Source organism: Saccharopolyspora hordei, assembly GCF_013410345.1.
Taxonomy (GTDB): domain Bacteria; phylum Actinomycetota; class Actinomycetes; order Mycobacteriales; family Pseudonocardiaceae; genus Saccharopolyspora; species Saccharopolyspora hordei.
Genome location: NZ_JACCFJ010000001.1, coordinates 5,253,231 through 5,276,394, shown reverse-complemented (window position 1 = coordinate 5,276,394; position 23,164 = coordinate 5,253,231). Strand labels below are relative to the sequence as shown.

The following is a 23,164-nucleotide window of genomic DNA, read 5'->3' as shown; positions in this document are numbered from 1 at the left end:
CAGATGTCGGCGCGCCGCGCGCACGGTCGACAGGTGTCGGAGCTGTGTTCGACACTGTCGCCAGGAGCGAGCCGAAAGGGGTTGCCGTGGACGAGGAGCGGCTGCGGTCACTGCTGGCGGAACTGAGCACCGCGGAGAAGGCTCGGCTGCTGACCGGCGCCGACTTCTGGACGTTGCACCCCGCACCGGGGATCGGGCTGCGTTCGCTGGTGCTCTCCGACGGGCCCAACGGCGTGCGCGGCACGACCTGGGACGAGCGCGACACCGCGCTGCTGCTGCCGGTGGCCTCCGCACTGGGGGCGACCTGGGACCGGGCGGCGGCGCGGACGGCGGGGGAGCTGTTCGGCGACGAGGCGCGGCGCCGGGGCGTGCACGTGGTGCTGGCGCCGACGGTCAACGTGCACCGGAGTCCGTTCGGCGGCAGGAACTTCGAGAACTTCTCCGAGGACCCGCTGCTCATCGGCGAGATCGGCGCGGAGGTCGTCGCGGGCGTCCAGTCGCGCGGGGTGGGGGCGACACCGAAGCACTTCGTCGCCAACGACACCGAGACCGAGCGGTTCACCTACGACGCGGTGGTCGACGAGCGCACCCTGCGCGAGGTCTACCTGGCGCCGTTCCAGCGGATCGTGTCCAAGGCGCACCCGTGGCTGGTGATGGCCGCCTACAACTCGGTCAACGGCCAGACGATGACCGAGAACGCGCGGCTGGTCAACGAGGTGCTCAAGGGCGAGTGGGACTGGGACGGCGTGGTGGTGTCGGACTGGTTCGCCACCCGCTCGCTGCGCGAGTCCGCGCTGGGCGGGTTGGACCTGGCCATGCCGGGGCCGGAGAGCCCGTGGTCGGACGACGAGCTCGCCGAGGCCGTGGAGCGGGGCGAGGTCCCGGTCGAGGTGCTCGACGACAAGGTGCTGCGGCTGCTGCGCTTGGCCTCCCGCGTCGGCGGTTTCGACGACACCGAACCCGTCGGTGGTCCGCCGCCGGAGCAGGCCCGGCCGGTCGTCCGCGACCTCGCCACCCGCGGGTTCGTGCTGCTGCGCAACGAGACCGTGGACGAGGCGCCGGTGCTGCCGATCGACCCGGCGGTGTCGACGGTGGCCGTGATCGGGGAGAACGCCACGATCCCCGCGGTGCAGGGCGGGGGTTCCTCGCACGTGAGCCCGCCGCACGTGGTGACCCCGCTGGACGGGCTGCGCGCCGCGCTGCCCGACGCGGAGGTGGTGTACCGGCGCGGGGTCCGGCACCGGCGGTTGCTCGACCTGATCGCCCCGGAGGAGGCGTTCGACCCGGACGGGGAGGGCACCGGCGTCCGCGTCGACTTCCTGGACGGCGACGGAGCGGTGCTCGGCAGTGAGCTCCGCGGCACCGACCGGCTGCTGTGGTCGTCCGGGCTGCCGCACGGCGCGGCGAGGGTGCGGCTGCGGGTGCACCTGCGCGCCGAGGTCGGCGAGCACGTGTTCGGCGTCAACGGGACCGGGCACTTCCGGGCGGAGATCGCGGGACGGGACGTGCTCGAGGCGGACGTGGCCCGCACGGAGGAGATCACCGACCCGATGGGGGACATGCTGGAGCCGCCGGAGCAGCGGTTCAACGTGGTGCTGGTCGAGTCGGACCTCGACGACTCCGGTCGCGCGTCGCTGACCGTGGAGTACACCCCGCGGAGCACCGAGGGCCTGGTGGCGGTCGGCCTCGGCCACCGCGCGCAGGAGTGGGACGACGCCAGCGAGCTCGCGGCGGCCGTCGACGCCGCGCGCGAGGCCGACGTCGCGGTGGTGGTGGTCGGCACCAACGACGAGGTCGAGACCGAGGGGCGCGACCGCACCTCGCTGGACCTGCCGGGTGCGCAGGACGCCCTGGTCCGCGAAGTGCTGGCGGTGAACCCCCGGACCGTGGTGGTGGTCAACGCCGGGGCGCCGGTGCTCATGCCGTGGAGCGACACCGCGCCGGCGGTGCTGTGGACGTGGTTCGGCAGCCAGGAGTACGGCGACGCGCTCGCGGACGTCCTGCTGGGGCGGGCGGAGCCCGGCGGCCGGTTGCCGACCACCTTCCCCGCGGCGCTGGCCGACGTGCCGGTGCCGCTGCCCGCGGTGCAACCGGTGGACGGCGAACTCCGCTACGAGGAGGGCACGTCGGTGGGCTACCGCGCCTACCGGGACCGCGGCGTGACGCCGGCGTTCTGCTTCGGGCACGGGCTCGGCTACACCACGTGGGAGTACCTGGCGGCCGAGGTCGACGGGGACGTGGTGCGGGTCGCGCTGCGCAACACCGGTGAGCGGGCGGGCCGCGAGGTCGTCCAGGTCTACGCCGCGGACCCGGTGCGGCTGGCGGGTTTCGCGGTGGTCGAGGCGGAGGCGGGCGCCGAGGTCTCGGTGGACGTGGAGGTCGAGCCGGGGACCGGCGAGCTGCGCGTCGGACGCAGCGTCGAGGACCTGCGCCTGGTCGTCCCGCGCTGACGCGCCCGCCGAGGCGAGCTGCGACGATGGGGCCCGGAGAGGAGCGCCGGTGGATGCGCTGATCCCGCGCGCCCGAGCGGAGATCGCCCCGGGCGCGGTGCACGTGCCGGACTGGTTGGGCCTGGCCGAGCAGCGAGACCTGGTGCGGGCCTGCCGGGAGTGGGCGCGGGCCGGGATGCGCTCGCCGACGCTGCCGGGCGGGGGTGTGATGTCGGTCCGCACGGTGTGCCTGGGCTGGCAGTGGATCCCCTACCGCTACTCCCGGACGCGGGAGGACGGTTCGCCGGTGCCGCCCGTCCCGGACTGGCTGGCCGACCTCGGCCGCCGGGCCCTGGCGGACGCCTACCAGCAGCCCGCGGACGACTACGCGCCGGACGTGGCGTTGGTCAACTACTACGACGACACCGCCAAGATGGGCATGCACCAGGACAAGGACGAGCGCAGCCGGGAACCGGTGGTGTCGCTGAGCTTGGGCGACGAGTGCACGTTCCGCTTCGGCAACCCGGATTCGCGGGGCAAGCCCTACCGGGACATCACCCTGTGCTCGGGCGACCTGTTCGTCTTCGGGGGGCCGAGCCGGCTCGCCCACCACGGGGTGCTGCGGACGAGGCCGGGAACGGCCCCGGACACCGGCCTGCGGGCGGGCCGGCTCAACATCACCCTCAGGGTCTCGGGGCTGGGGCGCGGGAGCTCGGCGCCGTGAACGCCCCGGAAAAGCAGAACGCCCCGCACGTGCGGGGCGTTCTGCTGCTTCGAGTGCGCCAACAGGGACTCGAACCCCGAACCCGCTGATTAAGAGTCAGCTGCTCTGCCAGTTGAGCTATTGGCGCTCGTGTGCCACCGGGATTCCGGTCGGTTCCCCGCCCGGTCGCCCGGCGACTGGAAACACCCCGCACGAGCAGGGTGTTCGACTGCTTCGAGTGCGCCAACAGGGACTCGAACCCCGAACCCGCTGATTAAGAGTCAGCTGCTCTGCCAGTTGAGCTATTGGCGCTGGTGTGTCGTTCCGGGGTTTCCCATCGGTCTCCCTGGCGACGTGGAAAACATTAGCACGGCTCTGGAGGGCCCTGAACGGGGGGTGGGGTCTGATCTCCCGGGCAACCTCCGGGTGGCGCGCAGCGTCTCTCCGGGGGAGTGATCGGCCTGCGTGGATCACTCTCTGTGTACACCCGGTCGCTTCATCCCCAGTCGGGTACTTGCGGCACACTGTTCACAGGGGTTGATGGTGTTTCTGAGCGGACGGACTGTTGCTCATGAGGGAGTGGCGTAATCCGGTCGGGGAATCCGTGCGGGTTTCTCGGCTGGTGTCGATGTTGATCTTCGGTGTGGTCGCGCTGCTGGTCGCGGGCTGCAGCGGGGCCGACGGGCAGACCCCGGAGGGTTCCGGTGACGTGCCACCGGCGCCCGTGGTCGAGTTCGCCCCGCAGAACGGGGCCGAGGACGTGTCGCCGACCGCCCCGATCACCGCGAAGGTGACCGGCGGACGGATCGTGCGCGCGACCCTGACCAACACCGAGGACAAGGAGGTGTCCGGCACGATCGCGCCGGACGGCACGAGCTGGACGGCCGGGGAGAAGCTCGGCTACGGCAAGACCTACACGCTGGAGGTGACCGCGCAGGGCACCGGTGGGCCGGCGATCACCCAGCAGGCCACGTTCAGCACGGTGTCCCCGGGTGAGCAGACGTACGTCTCGATGAACCCGCTGGACGGGCAGACCGTCGGCGTCGGGCAGCCACTGGCGTTCTACTTCAGCAAGGACGCGCCCGCGCCGGACAAGGAGAAGGCCGAAGAGGCGATCCGGGTCCAGACCGAGCCCGCGGTGGAGGGCGCGTTCTACTGGTTCAACAACCGCGAGGTGCACTGGCGGCCGAAGGAGTACTGGAAGCCGGGCACCAAGGTGACCGTCGACATCGACGTGTACGGGCGCGACCTCGGCAACGGCGTGTGGGGCCAGGAGGACCGCAAGGCGACCATCACCATCGGGGACGCGGTGATCCTGCGGGCCGACGGCGCCACGCACCAGATGTCGATCGAGAAGAACGGCGAGGTCATCCGGACCATGCCGGTGTCGCTGGGCAAGCCGGACTTCCCGTCCAACAACGGCGTGCACGTGGTCACCGAGCACCACGCCACGAAGGTGATGGACTCCTCCACCTACGGCCTGCCGGTCGAGGCGGGCGGCTACCGCACCGAGGTGCAGTGGGCGGTCCGGATCTCCAACGGCGGTGAGTTCCTGCACGCCGCGCCCTGGTCGGTGGCGCAGCAGGGGAACAGCAACGTCAGCCACGGCTGCATCAACATGAGCACCGAGAACGCCAAGTGGGTCTTCGACCTGGTCAAGAAGGGCGACGTCGTGGAGATCACGAACTCCGGCGGCCCGGACCTGCGGCCCTGGGACGGGTTCGGTGACTGGCAGATCCCGTGGGAGCAGTGGGTGCAGGGCGGCAAGTGACCTCCTGGTCCCGGCGGGTCCTGTCCCACGCAGGACTCGCCGGGCCCCGCAGCCCGGACGCGACGAAGACGGAGGCCCGGTTCCCTCAGGAACCGGGCCTCCGCCGCTCTTGGGGTGAGTGACGGGAATCGAACCCGCGACACCTGGGACCACAACCCAGTGCTCTACCGACTGAGCTACACCCACCTCGGCCGCTCGGATCGGGCCTCGAACCGGCCGTCTTCCGAAGCAACGCTCATATACTAGCGTGCGCCGTCACGCGGTTTCCCGCGGGTACCGGTTACGGCGATCCTGCTGGTCAGCGGCCTTTCTGCGACTCCTGCTCGGGCGTCTCCCGGGTGCCGCCCGCGCCCGCGTCGCCGGCCAGCAGCTCGGCCGCGACCGCCTGGGCCTGCTCGCTGGTCGGCCCGGGCTGCGGGACGAACGCGGTGCGCCGGTAGTAGGCGAGCTCGCGGATCGACTCCCGGATGTCGGCCAGCGCGCGGTGCGCCAGGCCCTTCTCCGGCTGCGCGTAGTAGATCCGCGGGTACCAGCGCCGGCACAGCTCCTTGATGGACGAGACGTCGACCATCCGGTAGTGCAGGTGGGCGTCCAGCCGCGGCATGTCGCGGGCGATGAAACCGCGGTCGGTGGCGATGGAGTTGCCCGCCAGCGGGGCGGACCGGCCCTCCGGGACGTACTGGCGGACGTAGTCGAGCACCTGCTGCTCGGCCTCGGCCAGGGTGACGGTGGAGCGGCGCACCTCCTCGGTGAGCCCGGAGCGGTCGTGCATCTCGCGGACCACGTCGGGCATCCCGGCCAAGGACTCGTCGTCGGCGTGGATCACGATGTCCACGCCATCCCCGAGGACGTTCAGGTCGGCATCGGTGACCAGGGCCGCGATCTCGATCAAGGCGTCCTTGCCGAGGTCGAGACCGGTCATTTCGCAGTCGATCCACACTAGACGGTCGTTCACCCGAGGCAGCCTAACGTCCCGGAGGGCGTGATCGTGCAGCCGTCTGGGTCACGTGGCCAACCGCTCACGCAGCTCCCGGGGCACCACCTTGCCGGTGGCGTTGCGCGGCAGCTCGTCGAGGAACACCACGTGGCGGGGGAGCGCGAACTTCGGCAGCTGGTCGCGGACCCGGTCGCGCACCTGCTCGGCGTCGAGCTCCTGACCCGGGCGGAGCACCACGAAGGCGGCGAGCCGTTGGCCGAAGTCCTGGTCGTCGACGCCGATGACCGCGACCTCGGCGACCTCCGGCAGGCGTGCGATGGCGTCCTCGGTCTCCTTCGGGTAGACGTTCTCGCCACCGGAGACGATCATGTCGTCCTCGCGGCCGACGACGAAGAGCCGACCGGCGGCGTCGATGCGCCCCAGGTCGCCGGTGGACATCAGGCCGTCGCGGACCTCCCGGCGGCCACCGTTGGTGTAGCCGTCGAAGAGCATCGCGTTGCCCGCGAAGATGCGTCCGGTCTCGCCGCGCTCGACGGGGCTGCCGTCCTCGGCGAGGATGCGCACCCGCGTGCCCCGGGGCGGCCGGCCCGCGGTGCCCGGTGCCGCGCGCAGGTCCTGCGGTGTGGCGATGCTCACCCACGACACCTCGGTCGAGCCGTAGAGGTTGTGCAGCACGGGGCCGAAGGTGCGCTGGAACCGGGTGGCCAGGTCGGCGGGCAGCGCCGAGCCGCTGCTGGCCACGATCCGCAGCGAGCTGTGGTCGTAGCGGGCGCGGACCTCCTCGGGCAGGTCCAGGATGCGCTGGAGCATCACCGGCACCGCGAACATCGCCGTGCACCGGTGGCGCTGCACGCAGGCGAGCGCCTCCTCCGGGTCGAACTTGCGGCGCAGCACCAGCGTCGCGCCGAGCACGGCTGCCAGCTGGAAGGCGGCCAGCCCCCAGGTGTGGAACAGCGGAGCGCTGATGAGCATCCGCTCGCCGCTGTCCAGCGGGATCCGGGACAGCACCGAGGCCGCCGGCGACAGGCTCGGCGGGTCCGGGCGGCGCGCGCCCTTGGGGGTGCCGGTGGTGCCGGAGGTGAGCACGATCATCCGGGCGTGCCGCCGCGGCCGGGTCGGGCGCCGGGGCGAGGACGTGGCGATCAGGTGCTCCAGCGTGTCGTGCCGGGTGGTGCCGTCGGTCCAGGCCAGCACCTGGTCGACCTCGGTGGGCAGCTCCGGCAGCTGGGCGCGGAACTCGGCGTCCAGCACCAGCACGCTGACCTGCTGCTCGGCGATGACGTCGGCGACCTGCCGGCCGCTCAGGCCGGTGTTGAGCAGCACCACGTCCACGCCGAGCTTGGCCGCCGCGAGGACCGTCTCGACCGGCCCGTGGTGGTTGCGGCACAGCACACCGATGCGGGTCCCCGGCGTGACGCGCCTGCGCAGGCCGTTGGCCAGCCGGGAGGTGCGCTGCTCGAGCTCTGCGTAGCTGAGCGCGCCGCGCTCGTCGATCACCGCCGGGCGGTCCGGGTGGCGCACGGCGCCGACCGCGAAGCCCAGCGGCGGCGTGACGCCCCAGTGCCGCCAGGCGCGGCCGATGCGCAGCAGCTTGTCCGGCCGCATGGGCCGGACCACCCCGCGCTGGGCCAGCACGAACGCCGTGTGGAGGCCTTCGGGAACCCGGCTCAGCGGGGCCAGCACCCGCTGCCACAACACGCTCACGCATCCACCTCTCGTCCGCGAAGCTACTCGAGAGTAGATAATGACCCAACCTGGCCGGAACAGGAAGGGCCCGGCCGATCAGTCCTGGTCAGCCGCGGACACCACGGCGTCGCGCAGCGCCGCCCGCAGCCTGCCCACCTCCAGCGGCGAGAGCACGGCCGTCTCGCCCGGGGGCGCCACCACCACGACGTCCCCCTGGTTGATGAACACCGACAGGTCTCGTCGCCTTCCCGCGACATCGCGGCAGCTCACGTGCCACTCCTTGGTGGGCTCCACGATCTCGTGCCTCCTTGGTGCGGTTCGCGCTCGTGATCGTGGGACGCCGGAGCGGGCCGGACGTGACGCCGCTCCTCCGCCGGAAGCGCACGAGGCGCCGGGCAGCAGCTGCCCGGCGCCTCGCGGTCGTCGTGCTGGTGCCTCAGACCGGACGGACCACGAGCCCCTCGGGCTCGGCGGTGAAGGTGACCGCCCCTTCGAAGTCCGCGATCGGGAGCTCGTCGCGCACCAGCCGGTGCGGCGCGTCGAACGCCTCGACGCGCACCTCGCCCGCGGTGATCGTCTGCTCGGCGACGCCCTCGCCGCCGACCTGCACCTGCAGTTCGTGCCCCTGCACCTGCACGGTCAGCCAACCGCCGGCGACGGTCAGCTGCTCGCCGCTGTGGGTGAGGGTCAGCCGACTGGCGGTGGGGTCCTCGGAGCGCACCGCGACGTGCGAGAGCGCCACGTCGCGCTTGCCCGAGTCACCGACCAGCGCGATGACGTCACGGGTGACCTGCTCGCCCGCGGTCTCGCCCGGCTTCGGCGTGAGCACGGGAGCGCGCAGCTGCGCGGCGATGCGGTAGGGCTGCCACGAACCGGCACCGACCAGGTTGACCACCGCGGTGACGTCGACGTCCTCGAGCAGCCGGTCGCTGCCCGGCGCCGGGGTCACCTCGATCGCCGCGACGTCCCGCTCGCGCAGCAGGTCGCGCAGCGCCTTGGCGCGCTGCCTGCTGTTGCGGTCGAAGCCGCGGGTGATCGCCACCGTCCCCGATCCGGCCGCCGCGACGGCGGCTTCGGTCAGGTCCGCCAACGGGGCCCAGATCCGCGCGGGATCTTCCGGTCGGCGGGGCCGCCGGGAACGGGCGAAGCTCGGAGCATCGGTCGTGGTTTCCATCGTCGGTGAGTTTAGTCGGCGGTGAAGCGCCGTTACTCCCGCCGGTGGGCCCATTCACGCTGTGAAATCGATCGCTCTTCACCGTCGCTCGCGGTTCCGTCGGGTACGGCGACGATCGCTCGCGCCCGGCCTGGGGGCGGGCCCTCCAGCTGCCGGAACGCGCGGTCTTGTCGGCGCGTGCGCCCGGAGCGATGCTGAGTTGTTCGCCGGCAACCAGGGGGGTGGGGATGACCGAGCTGCTCTTCCCCGAGCTGGGGCGGCGCCCTGCCGGGCGGGCCCCGGTGCGCGGGGTGCTGGTGCGGTGGTTGGCCGCGGACGGGAGCGCGGTGCACGTCGGCGACCGGTTGGCCGAGGTGCGGGCGTCCGGTGATGCCGTCGGGTGGGTGTCGGCGCTGGCGACCGGGACGCTCTGGCACCAGGTCCGGCCCGGCGAGGTGGTCAGCGCGGGTTCGGTGGTCGGACTCATCGACTAACCGGTCCCGCCGGGATAGGTTGGTCACCAGTGACGCGGGGTGCCCGGTGCGCCGGGCTGAGAACAGACCCGTTGAACCTGACCTAGCTAGTACTAGCGGAGGGACGTCATGCTTCCCAACGTGCTCACCATCGCGGGCACCGACCCCAGCGGCGGTGCCGGTGTCCAGGCCGACCTCAAGGCGTTCTCGGCGAACGGTGCCTACGGCATGTCCGTGATCACCGCGCTCGTCGCGCAGACCACCACCGGGGTGGTCGAGGTGCAGGAGGTGCCGCCGGAGTTCGTCACCGCCCAGCTGGTCACGCTGCTCGACGACGTGCGGGTGGACGCGGTCAAGATCGGCATGCTGGCCAACGCCGGAGTGATCCACGCGGTGATCGAGGTGCTGGACCGCTACGCGCCGCCGCACGTGGTGCTGGACCCGGTCATGGTCGCCAAGAGCGGGGACCGGCTGCTCGCGCCGGACGCGGTGGGCGCGTTGCGCGACGAGCTGCTGCCGCGGGTCGACCTGATCACGCCGAACCTGCCGGAGGCGGCGGACCTGCTGGGCGAGCCGGAGCTCACCGACGTCGAGGGCATGCCGGCCCAGGCCGAGCGGCTGGCCGGTCTCGGTGCCAAGCAGGTGCTGCTCAAGGGCGGCCACCTGGCCGGTGAGTCCAGTGTGGACCTGCTCCACGGCGACGGGGTCAGCGAGTTCCTGTCCAGCGAGCGGGTCGCGACCACCAACGACCACGGCACCGGCTGCACCCTCTCGGCCGCGATCGCGGCGCTGCGCCCGCAGCGCCCGGACTGGCTGACGGCGGTGCGCGAGAGCAAGGACTACCTCACCGGGGCGCTGCGCGCCGCCGAGCAGCTGGACGTCGGCCACGGCCACGGCCCGGTGCACCACTTCTACCGCTGGTGGTGACCAGCCCTCCGGCCCCACGTCGTTGTCCGATCCGCAACTCCGATGGAGGCCGGGTGCCTGGTCTCCACCGGGATCGCGCCCCCCGAGACGAGGACTGCTGATGAGCACGTTGCCCGCCCCGCCCGCTGACGGTTTCTGCGCGCAGGCCTGGGAGCACACCGCCGGCCTGCAACGCGCGATCGTCGAGCACCCGTTCAACGTCGCGCTCACCGACGGCACGTTGGACCGCGAGGTGTTCGCCTTCTACATCGTGCAGGACGCCCGCTACCTGGTCGGGTTCGCGCAGGCCCTGGCGGCCGCGGCGACCCGTGCCGACACCGCCGAGGACGCCGCGTTCCTGTCCGGGGCGGCCCAGGGCGCCCTGGTCGAGGAGCGCCGGCTGCACGCCGGCTACGTCGCCGAGTTCGGGTTGTCCGACGAGGAGGTCGAGGGTGTCGACACCTCGCCGACCTGCCTGGCCTACACCTCGTACCTGCGCGCCTGCGCGCTGGGCGCGCCCTACCCGGTGCTGCTCGCGGCGCTGCTGCCGTGCTTCTGGGTGTACCAGCACGTGGGCAGCACGATCCTGGAGGCGACCGGAGGCGCCGCCGACCACCCGTACCGGGCGTGGATCCAGACCTACGCCGACGAGGAGTTCGCCGCGTCGGTGCTCACCGCGCGCGAGCTCGTCGACCGGGTCGCCGCGAGCGCCGGTGACGTGGTCCGGCGGAAGATGCTGGCGGCGTTCACCCGCGCCACCGAGTACGAGTGGCTGTTCTGGGACAGCGCGTGGCACAGGGAGGCCTGGCCGACCGCCCGGTTCCTCCGCTAGGCGCTGGAACCTGTTGCGGGGCAAGGCGGAGCCGTGTCGTGTGACCCGCGGCACAGACCGGGGGCGCTAACGAACGGTGAGGGCCGGAACGATGTGCTCAGCGACACGCCAGTTCCGGCGTGGCTTCCCTCTTCTCTCACCCTGGACGGGGTTTCACGCGCCGTGGGCTCTTCGCTGTTGATCGTCTTCCTGGGCATGATGGTGCCCGTGCTCGCCGCCGCGCCGTTCTACGTCGCCGACCGCCGCCGGGAGGAGCAGGAGCGCCAGGTCGACCCGCCCGAGACGACGAGCACCAGCTCCGACGACTGAAGTCGCGGGACCTGGTGCTCCTGGACGCGGGTGGCCCGGTTGGTCACTCCTCGCCGATCTCGGCGCGCAGCCGGGCGAGGCGCTGGCGGGTGCGGTTGAACTTGGCCTCGAAGTGCTTCTCGAACAGGTCGGTCGGCAGCTCGGGCAGCTCGACCGGTTCCGTCGTGCGCTGCGCCGGCGGGGCCGCCTCCTCCGCCTCGGCCTCACCGGACTCGGTCTGGGCGGCGGAAGGCTCCTCGGCCGTCGCTGGTCCCGGCTCGGCCGCCGGCGCGGGTTGCTGCGCAGCCGCCTCCTGAGCAGCCGGTCCCGGTTCGGGCGCGGCCGCGTCGCGAGCCGCCGGGTCGGCCTGCTGCGCGGACGCTTCCTCCTCCGGTCGTTCGGCGAGTGCCGCGTGCGGGGCGGTCGTCCGGCGGGTGACCTTCGGCGGAGCCGGGGTGCGCAGCGCGTGCTTGCCGCGTGGTGGTGCGGAGTCCTGCTCGCCGAGCCGGCGGTTCGCCCGGTGCAGCAGTGGCCAGAAGACCAGCGTGGCGGACGCGAAACCGGTGACGAACATCAGCACGAGCAGTTCCACGTGAAAGCTCCGATCAGTCCTATCGGGCGGGTCCGGGCTGCGGGGTCGCACCGTTGGTGCTCGGGTGCGCACCGTCCATGGGGATGAGGAACGTCTGCACGTCGTCGCGCTGCTCCGGCAGCTGGACCGGCAGCTCCGCCTCGGGTTCCGGGTCCGGTTCGCCGGCGGCGGCCGGCTCTGCGGTCGGGGCCGGCTCGGCGGTGACCGGGGCCGTCGCGGGCGGGTGGGTGCGCAGCTCGTCGATGGAGGCGCCGAGCATGCGCTGCGCCTGGTCCATCGAGGACAGCACCGAGGCGTGCAGTTCCTCCAGGCGCTGCTGGTGGGCGTTGATCTCCTCCAGCGCTTGCAGGCGCATCTGCTCGGTCTCGGCGTCCCACTGGCCGCACTGCTTCCGGGTCTGCGCGATCAGCGCGTCGGCCTCCTCCTGCGCGGCGGCGATGACCCGCTTGTACTCGGCGCGGATGTTCTGCCGCATCCGGTGTTCCTTGGCGCGCAGCTCGCTGGCCTTCTGGTCGTGCTCGCGGTGCAGCTGGGCGCGGCGCTCCTCGACCTCGGCGATCAGCTGGTTGCACTCCTCGCGCAGCTCGTTCGCGGTCTGCTCGGCCTCGCGGATGAGCTCGCGGGCCTCGTTCTCGGCGGTGCCGCGGATGATCTCGGCCTGCCGCCGGGCCTGCTCGCGGAGGGTCTGCACCTCCTCCTCGGCGATCGAGAGCATGTTCTGCACGCGCTGCGAGGCGGCGGGCAGGCCGGTGTCGGAGGACTCGATGCGCCGGAGGCGCTCCTCGGCCGCGTCCAGCGCGCGGCGGGTGTCGTCGCAGAGCTTGCGCAGGTCGCTGTTGAGCTGCGCGGCCTCGTTGCGGTCGATGGTGACCAGCCGCAGCTGGTCCTCCAGCAGTTCGATGTGTTCGATGACCTGGTTTCGGTTGAAACCGCGGACCTGGATGTCGAATCCCGGCCGGAGCGGAACGACGGAGTCGGCGTCATCCATGGGTGAACTCCTCTCCGGGCGGTGGGGGTGATCCGATAGCTCGGAGAGTAGGGGCGTTGCTTCGCGTTCGCCCAGTGAGACACCGCGATCATCACCTGATCAGGTAATTGCGCTGGGTGGTCAGCCGGGTGCTGGCGACCTGCGGAGACACACCGGGTCCGTCCACAGTGGGCAGATGAGGGGTGGGGTGTTCGATGGCACTGCCGTGTGACGGGCCGGTTAGGTTAGGCTGCGCTCACGTACCCGTTCCGAGGAGCTTTCGCGTGACGAGTGGAGTCGACCTTGCCGGGCAGTCGCACCAGCGCGCGTCGGTGCTGCTGCGCCGGTGGCTGGCCGAGACGCACACCCCGGTCTCCGAGGGGCCGCTGCGGCTGACCGTCGGGCCGCTGCGCCTGGGCACCGACGTGCTGTACCGCTCGCCGACCGGGGCGCACGGCTTCGGCGCGATCCACGTGCTCGACGAAGCCGGTGACCCCGCCGCGATCGCCGACCCGGCGCTGCTGGCCGCGGCCTGCTCGGCGGACGCGCGGGCCCGCGCGCTGCCCGACGCGCCGATCAACGCCGCGGAGGCCGGCTCGCTGGTGGACTGGGTGCTGCACGCGCTGCCGCGGCACCGGCTCGACCCGCTGCCGCTGACGGACGACCTGGTCGCGGTCGCCCGCTCGGTGTCCGACGCGGCGGAGGCGCAGCGCTGGCTGGTCGCGAACGTCGAGGGACGGCTGCTGCCCGCCGCGCTGGGCTGGGAGGGCGACCGCGCCGCCGCGACGACCGAGCTGCTCACCCGCGGGCCGCTGGCGGTCATCGGGCTGCTGGGGCGGCGCGGCGTCGTGCACGAGGAGGACCTGCTCGCGGAGCTGCGGAAGCGGTTGCGCGGGGTCGCCGAGGCGCACCCGACGGCCGGGTGGCTGGTCGAGCACTGGTTGACCAGCCCGACGCTGACCGACCTCGCCGCGCTCAACGGCTCCGACCTGCGCTACCGGGACGGGTCGGGCCAGGTGGAGGTGCGGCCGGTGCCGTTCGAGGTGCCCAACCCGCTGTGGGAGGGTGCGGCCGAGGCGCCCGGGGTGCCGCTCCCGGAGCTGGGGGACGGCTGGTCGCTGCGGCCGGTGCGGGTCGTCGGCGACGACGGCGGCCCGGACGTCGCGCTGGTGCACCGCTGGATGAACACCGAGCACGTCGCGGTCAACTGGAACCAGGCGTGGCCGCGGGAGCAGTGGCGCGCCGAGCTGGCCGGTCAGCTCGGCGGGCAGCACTCGCTGCCGTGCGTCGTCGGGCGCGACGGGCGTGACCTGGGCTACCTCGAGCTGTACCGGGTGCAGCGGGACAAGCTCGCGCGCTGCTACCCGCACGACCCGCACGACCTCGGGGTGCACATCGCCCTCGGCGAGCCGGACGCGGTCGGCCGCGGGCTCGGGTCGGCGTTGCTGCGGGCGGTGGCGCGTGGTCTGCTGGAGGCCGACCCCGCCTGCCTGCGGGTGGTGGCCGAGCCGAACGTCCACAACGGAGCGTCGGTGGGCGCCTTCGGCAAGGCCGGTTTCCGCAGGTCGGGCGAGGTCGGGTTGCCGAACAAGAACTCCGCGCTGATGGTCTTCGCACGTGAGTGAGTAGCCCCACTCCGTCGTCGGTGCCGGGCGTCTGTACTCCCGATCGACAAGCAATTAAGGTAAGCCTCACCTATCTTGTTGATCGTGGGGAGAGCGATGCCGGGTCGAGACGACCAGCTGTTGCCGCTGTCGGCTGCGCAGGCGGGGATCTGGTTCGCCCAACAGCTTGACCGGGGCAACCCGATCTTCAACACCGCTGAACGCGTGGAGGTCCACGGGCCCGTGGACCCGGAGCGGTTCGCCGCCGCGCTGCGGCGCGCCGTCGCCGAGACCGAGGCGCTGCGCGTCCGGGTCTGCGCCGAGGAGGCGGAGCTCGGGCAGGTCATCGAGGAGCCCGCCGAGTTCGAGCTGCCGGTGGTGGACTGCACCACCGCCGCCGACCCCGAGTCGCGCGCGCACGCCTGGATGCGCGCCGACCTGCGCGAACCGGTGGACCTCACGCGCGGGCAGGACGGGCGGCTGTGGAGCGCCGCGCTGTTCAAGCTCGGCGAGCAGCGCTGGTGGTGGTACCAGCGGATCCACCACGTGGCCATCGACGGCTACGGGTTCTCGATCTTCATCCGGCGGGTCGCGGAACTCTACACCGACCCGGACGCCGGCCCCTCGCCGTTCGGCTCGCTGCAGGCGCTGCTCGACGACGAGCGGCAGTACCGGGAGTCGGCGAAGTGCGAGCGCGACACCCGGTACTGGCGGGAGCGCTTCGCCGACCGGCCCGACGTGGTGTCGCTGGCCGAGAGCGCGCGGCCCACCGCGCACGACTTCCACCGGCAGACCGCCGAGTCCGGGGCCGGGACCGCGCTGGCCGCGGCGGCCGAGGAAGCCCGCACGATCTGGTCGGACGCGCTCATCGCCGCCTTCGGCGCCTACCTGCACCGCATGACCGGGGCCGGGGACGTGGTGCTGGGCCTGCCGGTGATGGGGCGGCTCGGCTCGGTGGCGCTGCGGGTACCGGGCATGGTCGTCAACGTGCTGCCGCTGCGGTTGCGGATCACCGCGGCCACCACGCGCGCGGAGCTGGTCGCGCAGGTGCGCGCGGCCGTGCGGGAGCTGCGCACGCACCAGCGCACCCGCAGCGAGGACCTGCGCCGCGACCTCGGCCTGCTGGGCTCGGACCGGCCGCTGTTCGGGCCGATGGTCAACATCAAGGCCTTCGACTACGAGCTGCGGTTCGGCGACAGCCCGGCCACCGTGCACAACGTCGCCGCCGGGCCGGTCGAGGACCTGACCGTCGCGGTCTACCACGACGACGGGCGGCTGCGGTTCGAGTTCGACGCCAACCCCGACCGCTACGGCGAGGCCGAGCTCACCGCGCACCGCGAGCGGTTCCTGCGGTTCCTCGACCGGTTCGCGCGGTGCTCGGGGGACACCGCGATCGGCCGGATCGACCTGCTCTCCGCCGAGGAGCGCACCCGGGTCCTGGAGGAGTGGAACGCCCCGGGCGTCGAGCTCGCGGACCTGCCGCCCGCGACGCTGCCGGAGCTGTTCGAGCAGCAGGTGGAGCGGACGCCGGACGCGGTGGCGGTCACCGCCGGCGACGAGCAGCTCACCTACGAGGAGCTCAACGCGCGGGCCAACCAGCTCGCGCACCACCTGATCGACCTGGGCGTCGGCCCCGAGCAACTGGTGGCGCTGGCGCTGCCGCGGTCGGCGGAGCTGGTGGTGGCGCTGGTGGCGGTGCTCAAGGCCGGGGCGGCGTACCTCCCGCTGGACCCCGGGCACCCGGCCGAGCGGATCGCCCACATCGTCGGCGACGCCCAGCCCAGCGTGCTGATCAGCGACGCCGAGCACGCCGCGCGGCTGCCCGCGGACATCCCCTCGGTCCTGCTGGACGACCCGACGGCGCGGGCGGAGGTCGCCCGGCACTCGCAGCGCGACCCCAAGCCCGGCGAGCGCGGGCCGCTGACCTCCGAGCACGCCGCGTACGTGATCTACACCTCGGGTTCGACCGGCCAGCCCAAGGGCGTGTCGATCTCGCACCACAACGTGGTCCGGTTGTTCCGCGCCACCGACCACTGGTTCTCCTTCGGCGGTGACGACGTCTGGACCCTGTTCCACTCCTACGCCTTCGACTTCTCGGTGTGGGAGCTGTGGGGCGCGCTGCTGCACGGCGGTCGGCTGGTGGTGGTCCCGCACGAGGTCAGCCGGTCGCCGCGGGAGTTCCGGCGGTTGCTGGTCCGGGAGCGGGTGACCGTGCTCAACCAGACCCCGTCGGCCTTCTACCAGCTCGCCCAGGCGGACCGGGAGGACCCGGAGGGCGAGCTCGCGCTGCGCGTGGTCATCTTCGGCGGTGAGGCGCTGGAACTGTCCAGGTTGGACGACTGGTACCGGCGGCACCCCGAGACGCCCAGGCTCGTCAACATGTACGGGATCACCGAGACCACCGTGCACGTGTCCTACGTGGAGCTGGACCGCGAGAGGGTGGCCCGCCGCGACGGCAGCGTCATCGGCCGCGCCATCCCGGACCTGCGGGTCTACCTGCTGGACTCGCAGCTGCAGCCGGTGCCGCCCGGCGTGGTGGGCGAGCTGTACGTGGCCGGCGAGGGCCTGGCGCGCGGGTACCTCGGGCAGCGCGGGCTCACCGCGCAGCGCTTCGTCGCCGACCCGTACGGCGCCCCGGGCACCCGCATGTACCGCTCCGGGGACCTGGGGCGGTGGCGGCCGGACGGCAGCATCGAGTTCATCGGCCGCGCCGACCACCAGGTCAAGGTGCGCGGGTTCCGCATCGAGCTGGGGGAGGTCGAGGCGAACCTCGCGGCGCACCCGCAGGTCCGGCAGGCCGCCGTCGTGGTGCGCGAGGACCAGCCCGGCGACAAGCGGTTGGTCGGCTACACCGTCGGCACCGCCGGGTCCGCGGAACTGCGGTCGTACCTGGCCGAGCGGCTGCCCGGCTACATGGTGCCCGCGGCGTTCGTGGCGGTGGACGAGATCCCGTTGACCGCCAACGGGAAGCTCGACGTGCGCGCGTTGCCCGCGCCCGAGTTCGGCGGTGACGCCGCGGGGCGCGGACCCCGCAACGCGGTCGAGGCCGCGCTGTGCCGGTTGTTCGCCGAGGTGCTCGGCGTGCGCGAGGTCGGCATCGACGACGGGTTCTTCGACCTGGGCGGGCACTCGCTGCTGGCGGCCCGGTTGCTGGCGCGGGTGCGCGCCGAGCTCGGCGCCGAGCTGACCATCCGCAGCCTCTTCGACCACCCCACCGTCGCCGGGCTCGCCGAACAGCTGGGCACCGGGGCGCGGCGGCCGGAGCTGCGGCGCGTCGAGCGGCCCGAGCGGATCCCGCTGTCCTTCGCCCAGCAGCGCCTGTGGTTCCTCAACCGCTTGGAGGGGCCCAGTGCCACGTACAACATGCCGCTGGTGCTGCGGATGACCGGCGAGCTGGACGTGGCGGCGCTGCGCGCGGCCCTCGGTGACGTCGTGCGTCGGCACGAGAGCCTGCGCACCGTCTTCCCCGACGAGCAGGGCGAACCGCGCCAGGACGTGCTCGACGTCGTCCCGGAGCTGACCGTGGTCGAGACGTCCGATGTGGACGCTGAGCTGCACGCCGCGGCGCGGCGCGGCTTCGACCTGGCCGTGGAGCCGCCGATCCGGACCACGCTGTTCGAGACCGGCGAGGAGCACGTGCTGCTGGTGCTGCTGCACCACGTGACCGGGGACGAGTGGTCGATCCGGCCGCTGGTGCGCGACCTGTCCACCGCGTACGCGGCGCGGGTGCGGGGCGCGGCACCGGAGTGGGACGAGCTGCCCGTGCAGTACGTGGACTACGCGCTGTGGCAACGGGAACTGCTCGGCGACGAGTCCGACCCGACCAGCCTGGCCGGTCGGCAGCTGGAGTTCTGGCGCACCGCGCTGGCCGGGCTGCCCGACCAGCTGGAGCTGCCCACCGACTTCCCCCGCCCGGCGGTGTCCAGCCACCAGGGCGACTCGGTGCGCTTCGAGCTCGACGCGGACCTGCACCAGCGGGTGCGGCAGCTCGCCGCCGAGCACCAGGCCAGCGTGTTCATGGTGCTGCAGGCCGGGCTGGCCGCGCTGCTGACCCGGCTGGGCGCCGGGACCGACATCCCCATCGGGTCGCCGGTGGCCGGTCGCGGTGACGACGCGCTGGACGACCTCGTCGGGTTCTTCGTCAACAGCCTGGTGCTGCGCACCGACACCTCGGGCGAGCCCGGGTTCGGCGAGCTCGTCGACCGGGTCCGGCAGGTCGACCTGGCCGCCTTCGACAACGCCGACCTGCCCTTCGAGCGGCTGGCCGAGGTGCTCAACCCGGCGCGCTCGCTGTCCCGGCACCCGCTGTTCCAGGTCATGCTCGCCCACTGGAGCGCCACCGACGCCGTCACCGCGGACCTGCCGGGGCTGCGCACCGAGGTGAGCACCGCGGACCCGGGGGCGGCGAAGTTCGACCTGGCGTTCAGCCTCAGCGAGCGCCCCGACGGCGGGGTCGACGGGCTGGTGCAGTACAGCACCGACCTGTTCACCCGGCGCACCGTCGACGACCTGGCCGCGCGTTTCGTCCGGCTGCTCGACGCCGCGGTCGCCGACCCGGCCACCCCGGTCGGCCGCCTGGACGTGCTCGGCGCGGACGAGCGGCAGCGGGTGCTGGCCTGGGGCGACGCGTCCAGCCAGGTGCGGGAGCCGGCCGGGACGTTCCCCGAGCTGTTCGCGCGCAGCGTCGAGCGCGACCCGGACAAGCCGGCGCTGGTGTTCGAGGACGTCGAGCTCAGCTACCGCGAACTCGACCGGCGGGTCACCGAGCAGGCGCAGCTGCTGGTCGAGCACGGCGTCGGGCCCGGCGACATCGTCGGCGTCCTGCTGCCGCGCTCGCCCGAGCTGGTCATCGGGCTGCTGGCGGCGATGCGCGCCGGGGCCGCCTACCTGGCGCTGGACCCGGACTACCCGCTGGAGCGGCTGCGGCACATGGTCACCGACGCGCGGCCGCGGCTGGTGCTCACCGACGACCTCGACGCCGACCTGCCGGTGGCCCTGCTGAGCTGCCACGACCGGCCGCAGGGCGGCTGGCAGCTGCCCACCCCGCGGCTGGACGACGCGGCGTACGTCATCTACACCTCCGGCTCCACCGGGACGCCCAAGGGCGTGGTGGTGCCGCACCGGGGCATCGCCAAGCTGCTGGCCACCCAGCGCGAGCGGGTCGGCGTCACCGCCGACAGCCGGGTGCTGCAGTTCGCCTCGCCGAGCTTCGACGTGGCGTTCTGGGAGATGTGCATGGGGCTGCTCAGCGGCGGCACGCTCGTCGTGGTGCCCGCCGACCGGCGCGTGCCCGGTGAACCGCTCGCCGAGTACGCCCGGCGGCACCGGGTCACGCACCTGGCGATCGGCCCGTCGGTGATGGGCATGTTCCCGCCGGACACCGAGCTCCCGCCGGGCGCGACCCTGCTGTGCGGGGCCGAGAAGGTGCCGTCCGACCTGGTGCTGCGCTGGGCGCGCGAGCTGCGGATGCTCAACTGCTACGGGCCCACCGAAGCGACGGTCAACACCACGCTGTGGGAGTGCGACCCCGACGCCGTGGGCAGCTCGGTGCCGATCGGCGTGCCCGACCCCGGCACCCGCCTCCACGTGCTCGACGCGCAGCTGCAGCCGGTGCCGCCCGGGGTGGTCGGCGAGCTCTACGTCTCCGGGCTCGGCCTGGCCCACGGCTACCTCAACCGGCCCGGGCTGACCGCGGAACGCTTCGTCGCCGACCCGTTCGGGCCGCCCGGCTCCCGCATGTACCGCACCGGCGACCTGGTGCGCTGGCGCGCCGACGGGACGCTGGACTTCGCCGGCCGGGCCGACGACCAGGTCAAGGTGCGCGGTTTCCGCATCGAGCTCGGCGAGGTCGAGGCGGTGCTGGCCCGGCACCCGGACGTCGCGCAGGTCGCGGCCGTGGTGCGCGAGGACACCCCCGGCGACAAGCGGCTGGTGGCCTACGTGGTGGGCGGCGGCGACGCCGCCGAGCTGCGCAGGCACGTGGCCGAGGCGCTGCCGGACCACATGGTCCCGGCCGCCGTGGTGCACGTCGACGCGCTGCCGCTGATGCCCAACGGCAAGCTCGACCGCCGGGCGCTGCCCGCGCCCGACCTGGGCGAGGCGGTCGGGTCCGCGATGCCGCGCAACCCCACCGAGGAGGTCCTGTGCGAGCTGTTCGCCGAGGTCCTCGGGCTGCCGCGGGTCGGCGTCGAGGACAGCTTCTTCGACCTCGGTGGGCACTCCCTGCTGGCCGCCAAGCTCATCGGCCGCATCCGCGACGCGCTGGGCGTGAAGGTCAACGTCGGCAGCCTGTTCGCCGCGCCGACGGTCGCGGGGCTCGCCGAGCGGATCGACCACGGCGGCGACCGGGACGCGCTGGAGATCCTGCTGCCGCTGCGCACCGGCGGGAGCAAGCCGCCGCTGTTCTGCGTGCACCCGGCGGCCGGGCTGGCCTGGCCGTTCTCCCGGCTGCTCAAGCACATCGACAGCGAGCGGCCGGTCTACGGGATCCAGTCGCGCGGGCTGGCCGAGCCGAGGCCGGTCGCGGCCAGCCTGAGCGAGATGGCCGCCGAGTACCTCGAGCACGTCCGCCAGGTCCAGCCGCACGGGCCGTACCACTTCCTCGGCTGGTCCTTCGGCGGGGTCGTCGCGCACGAGATGAGCACCCACCTGCAGGCGCAGGGCGAGGAGGTGCGCATGCTGTGCATGCTCGACTCCTACCCGAAGGACGTGTGGGACGAGCTGCCCACCGAGGAGGAGGCGCTCAAGGCGCTGCTCCACATGGCCGGCTACGACCTCGCCGAGTTCGAGGACCGCCCGCTGACCAGGGACGACGTCATGGCGGTGCTGTCCGCCGAGGGCAGCGCGCTGGCCAACCTGGAACCGCACACCATCACCGCGATCATCGACGGCTTCGCCAACTGCGCGGTGCTGGAGAACGAGGCCGACCACGACAAGTTCCGCGGGGACGTGCTGTTCTTCACCGCCACCGTCAACCCGGCCAAGGCGTCGCTGACCGCGCAGATGTGGGAGCCCTACGTCGACGGCGAGGTGCGCAACCACGACATCGCCTGCGAGCACAAGGACATGACGCAACCCGGGCCGCTCGCCGAGATCGCCGCGGTCGTCGACCGCGAGCTCCACGAGGTGGACCGGTGAGCGCAGGACCGCACCGCACTGGAGGAGCACGACGATGACGAACCCGTTCGAGGACCCGGCCGGCGAGTACTACGCCCTGATCAACGACCAGGACCAGTACTCGCTGTGGCCGAGCGCGATCGAGGTGCCTGCCGGGTGGACCGTCGCGCACGGCCCGGCCGACCGCCAGTCCTGTGTGGACCACATCGAGGTGAACTGGACCGACATGCGGCCCGCGCGCTGATGACGGTGCTGCGTCGGGTGAGTCCCCAGGTCGCGGTGTGCGTCTGCTACGTCGCGGCGATGTTCATGAACGGCATGGACGCCACCATCGTCAACGTGGCGCTGCCCGCCATCGCCGCCGAGTTCGGCGTGCCGCCCAGCGCGACCTCGGCCGTCAACGTCGGGTACCTGGTCAGCCTCGCGGTGTGCATCCCGGTGTCCGGCTGGCTCGGCGACCGGTTCGGCACCAAGCGGGTGTTCCTCAGCGCCTTCGGGGTGTTCGTGCTGGCGTCGGCGCTGTGCGGGGTGGCCGCGGAGCTGCCGCAGCTGGTGCTCGCGCGGGTGCTGCAGGGCGCGGGCGGCGGCGTGATGAGCCCCGTCGCGCTGACCATGCTGTTCCGCGCCTACCCACCGGAGCAGCGGATCCGGTTGTCCCGGGTGCTGCTGGTGCCGACCGCGGTGGCCCCCGCGCTCGGTCCGGTGCTGGGCGGGTTCTTCGTCGAGGACCTCACGTGGCGGTGGGGCTTCTACGTGAACCTGCCGGTCGGCGCGCTGGCGCTGGTGTTCGGCGCGCTGCTGCTGGTCGAGCACGTCGAGGCCGGCCAGAAGCGCTTCGACGCCGTGGGCCTCGCGCTGGCCGCGCCCGGGCTCGGGCTGGTGATGTACGCGCTGGAGTCGGTCGGGCGGCACGGCCCGGGCTCGCCGCACACCTGGGCTGCCGGGGGCGCCGGGCTGGTCTGCCTGGCGCTGCTGGTGCGGACCCAGCTGCGCGCGCGGGCGCCGATGCTGGACCTGGGGCTGTTCGGCGACGCGTCGTTCCGCCGGGCGAGCCTGGTGCTGTTCCTGTGCGTGTCCGGGTTCCTCGGCACGCTCTACGGCTTCACGCTGATGTTCCAGGGGGAACTGGGCGCCTCGGCCTGGGAGACCGGGCTGGTGACGCTGCCGAAGGCGATCGGGCTGATGATCGCCTCCCAGCTGGTCGGCTGGGCGCACCGCCGGTTCGGCGCGCGCCGGGTGATCGCGACCGCCATGCTCGGTGCGGCGTGCTCGTTCCTGCTGCTCAACGCGATCAGCGCGGGTGAGCTGTGGTTCGCCGCGTTCGTCCAGCTGCTCACCGGGTTCTTCGTGGGCGCGGCGTCCGCCGAGCTGCAGGTCGTCGCCTTCACCACGATCAGCGCCTCCGCCACCGGCGGGGCCTCGACGCTGTTCACCGTGCAGCGGCAGGTGGGGTCCGCGCTCGGCGTGGCGCTGACGGCCTGCGTGCTGGCCGGTGCGCCCGGCCTCGACGGCTACCACCTGGCGATGGCGGTGTCGGCCGGCCTCGCGCTGGTCGGGGCCGCGCTGGCGCTGCGCCTCGCCGAGCAGGCGCCGGTGCGCGAACCCGCCGCGGCGGCGCCGCGGACGCGGATCACGGGCGGGCGGCGCCGAGAGATCTGAGCCACCGCGGGGAAGACAAGCCGGTGGATCTATGGTTAGGCTAGCCTT

Annotated in this window: 17 protein-coding genes, 3 tRNA genes and 1 riboswitch; of the genes, 11 read left to right on the top strand and 9 right to left on the bottom strand. The window is 72.9% G+C overall.

Annotated elements, in window-relative coordinates; translation table 11 throughout:
* The first annotated feature begins 86 nt into the window (after window positions 1-86).
* A complete protein-coding gene (locus tag HNR68_RS24130; RefSeq protein WP_179724018.1) occupies window positions 87-2,450 on the top strand; it encodes a glycoside hydrolase family 3 C-terminal domain-containing protein in 2,364 nt (787 codons plus the stop codon).
* 49 nt (window positions 2,451-2,499) lie between these two features.
* On the top strand, window positions 2,500-3,153 hold the full coding sequence (locus HNR68_RS24125; protein WP_179724017.1) for an alpha-ketoglutarate-dependent dioxygenase AlkB: 654 nt from the start codon (window positions 2,500-2,502) through the stop codon (window positions 3,151-3,153).
* 54 nt (window positions 3,154-3,207) lie between these two features.
* Here HNR68_RS24125 and HNR68_RS24120 read toward each other — a convergent pair.
* Both HNR68_RS24120 and HNR68_RS24115 read right to left on the bottom strand, forming a co-directional pair.
* Window positions 3,208-3,280 (bottom strand) — tRNA-Lys (locus tag HNR68_RS24120).
* A gap of 91 nt (window positions 3,281-3,371) precedes the next feature.
* Window positions 3,372-3,444 (bottom strand) — tRNA-Lys (locus tag HNR68_RS24115).
* A 316-nt stretch (window positions 3,445-3,760) separates the two neighbouring features.
* On the opposite strand from HNR68_RS24115, the gene HNR68_RS24110 reads away from it, so the two are divergent.
* Window positions 3,761-4,903 (top strand): L,D-transpeptidase, encoded by a 1,143-nt coding sequence (locus HNR68_RS24110; protein ID WP_246330524.1) that lies wholly within the window; start codon window positions 3,761-3,763, stop codon window positions 4,901-4,903.
* Between the two features lie 110 nt (window positions 4,904-5,013).
* On the opposite strand, the gene HNR68_RS24105 is transcribed toward HNR68_RS24110, so the two are convergent.
* The 5 genes from HNR68_RS24105 to HNR68_RS24085 form a co-directional block, all read right to left on the bottom strand.
* Window positions 5,014-5,089, bottom strand: a tRNA-His gene (locus HNR68_RS24105).
* Window positions 5,090-5,201: 112 nt separating this feature from the next.
* Entirely contained in the window at window positions 5,202-5,858 is a 657-nt protein-coding gene (gene orn / locus HNR68_RS24100) for an oligoribonuclease (protein ID WP_179724015.1), read from the bottom strand.
* 48 nt (window positions 5,859-5,906) lie between these two features.
* Window positions 5,907-7,544 (bottom strand): AMP-binding protein, encoded by a 1,638-nt coding sequence (locus tag HNR68_RS24095; protein ID WP_343050374.1) that lies wholly within the window; start codon window positions 7,542-7,544, stop codon window positions 5,907-5,909.
* A gap of 78 nt (window positions 7,545-7,622) precedes the next feature.
* Window positions 7,623-7,820: a hypothetical protein gene (locus HNR68_RS24090; protein WP_179724014.1), complete on the bottom strand. Its 198-nt coding sequence runs from the start codon at window positions 7,818-7,820 to the stop codon at window positions 7,623-7,625.
* 142 nt (window positions 7,821-7,962) lie between these two features.
* Window positions 7,963-8,700, bottom strand: coding sequence for a hypothetical protein (locus HNR68_RS24085; RefSeq protein ID WP_179724013.1), 738 nt, complete (start codon window positions 8,698-8,700; stop codon window positions 7,963-7,965).
* Between the two features lie 227 nt (window positions 8,701-8,927).
* On the opposite strand from HNR68_RS24085, the gene HNR68_RS24080 reads away from it, so the two are divergent.
* From HNR68_RS24080 to HNR68_RS24065, 4 genes are all read left to right on the top strand, one after another.
* Window positions 8,928-9,173 carry a hypothetical protein gene (locus HNR68_RS24080; protein ID WP_179724012.1) on the top strand — a complete coding sequence of 82 codons (246 nt, stop codon included), beginning with the start codon at window positions 8,928-8,930 and terminating at the stop codon, window positions 9,171-9,173.
* A 25-nt stretch (window positions 9,174-9,198) separates the two neighbouring features.
* Window positions 9,199-9,294: riboswitch (TPP riboswitch) on the top strand.
* Complete coding sequence (gene thiD, locus HNR68_RS24075; protein ID WP_179724011.1) at window positions 9,282-10,079, top strand: bifunctional hydroxymethylpyrimidine kinase/phosphomethylpyrimidine kinase; 798 nt, start codon at window positions 9,282-9,284, stop codon at window positions 10,077-10,079. It overlaps the preceding riboswitch by 13 nt.
* Before the next feature lie 100 nt (window positions 10,080-10,179).
* Entirely contained in the window at window positions 10,180-10,890 is a 711-nt protein-coding gene (locus HNR68_RS24070) for a TenA family protein (protein ID WP_179724010.1), read from the top strand.
* Between the two features lie 162 nt (window positions 10,891-11,052).
* Window positions 11,053-11,199: a hypothetical protein gene (locus tag HNR68_RS24065; RefSeq protein WP_179724009.1), complete on the top strand. Its 147-nt coding sequence runs from the start codon at window positions 11,053-11,055 to the stop codon at window positions 11,197-11,199.
* Window positions 11,200-11,242: 43 nt separating this feature from the next.
* Here the strand turns inward: HNR68_RS24065 and HNR68_RS24060 are convergent, their stop codons facing one another.
* Both HNR68_RS24060 and HNR68_RS24055 read right to left on the bottom strand, forming a co-directional pair.
* Entirely contained in the window at window positions 11,243-11,770 is a 528-nt protein-coding gene (locus HNR68_RS24060) for a hypothetical protein (protein WP_179724008.1), read from the bottom strand.
* A gap of 19 nt (window positions 11,771-11,789) precedes the next feature.
* Window positions 11,790-12,758: a DivIVA domain-containing protein gene (locus HNR68_RS24055; RefSeq protein WP_179724007.1), complete on the bottom strand. Its 969-nt coding sequence runs from the start codon at window positions 12,756-12,758 to the stop codon at window positions 11,790-11,792.
* A 263-nt stretch (window positions 12,759-13,021) separates the two neighbouring features.
* Here HNR68_RS24055 and HNR68_RS24050 point away from each other — a divergent pair, with 263 nt between their 5' ends.
* From HNR68_RS24050 to HNR68_RS24035, 4 genes are all read left to right on the top strand, one after another.
* The gene (locus tag HNR68_RS24050; protein ID WP_343050373.1) at window positions 13,022-14,362 is read left to right on the top strand and encodes a GNAT family N-acetyltransferase; all 1,341 of its coding nucleotides are present in this window, start codon (window positions 13,022-13,024) and stop codon (window positions 14,360-14,362) included.
* A gap of 96 nt (window positions 14,363-14,458) precedes the next feature.
* Entirely contained in the window at window positions 14,459-21,478 is a 7,020-nt protein-coding gene (locus HNR68_RS24045; RefSeq protein ID WP_179724005.1) for an amino acid adenylation domain-containing protein, read from the top strand.
* Between the two features lie 34 nt (window positions 21,479-21,512).
* The gene (locus HNR68_RS24040; RefSeq protein WP_179724004.1) at window positions 21,513-21,701 is read left to right on the top strand and encodes an MbtH family protein; all 189 of its coding nucleotides are present in this window, start codon (window positions 21,513-21,515) and stop codon (window positions 21,699-21,701) included.
* A gap of 17 nt (window positions 21,702-21,718) precedes the next feature.
* The gene (locus HNR68_RS24035; protein ID WP_343050372.1) at window positions 21,719-23,116 is read left to right on the top strand and encodes a DHA2 family efflux MFS transporter permease subunit; all 1,398 of its coding nucleotides are present in this window, start codon (window positions 21,719-21,721) and stop codon (window positions 23,114-23,116) included.
* Window positions 23,117-23,164: the final 48 nt, after the last annotated feature.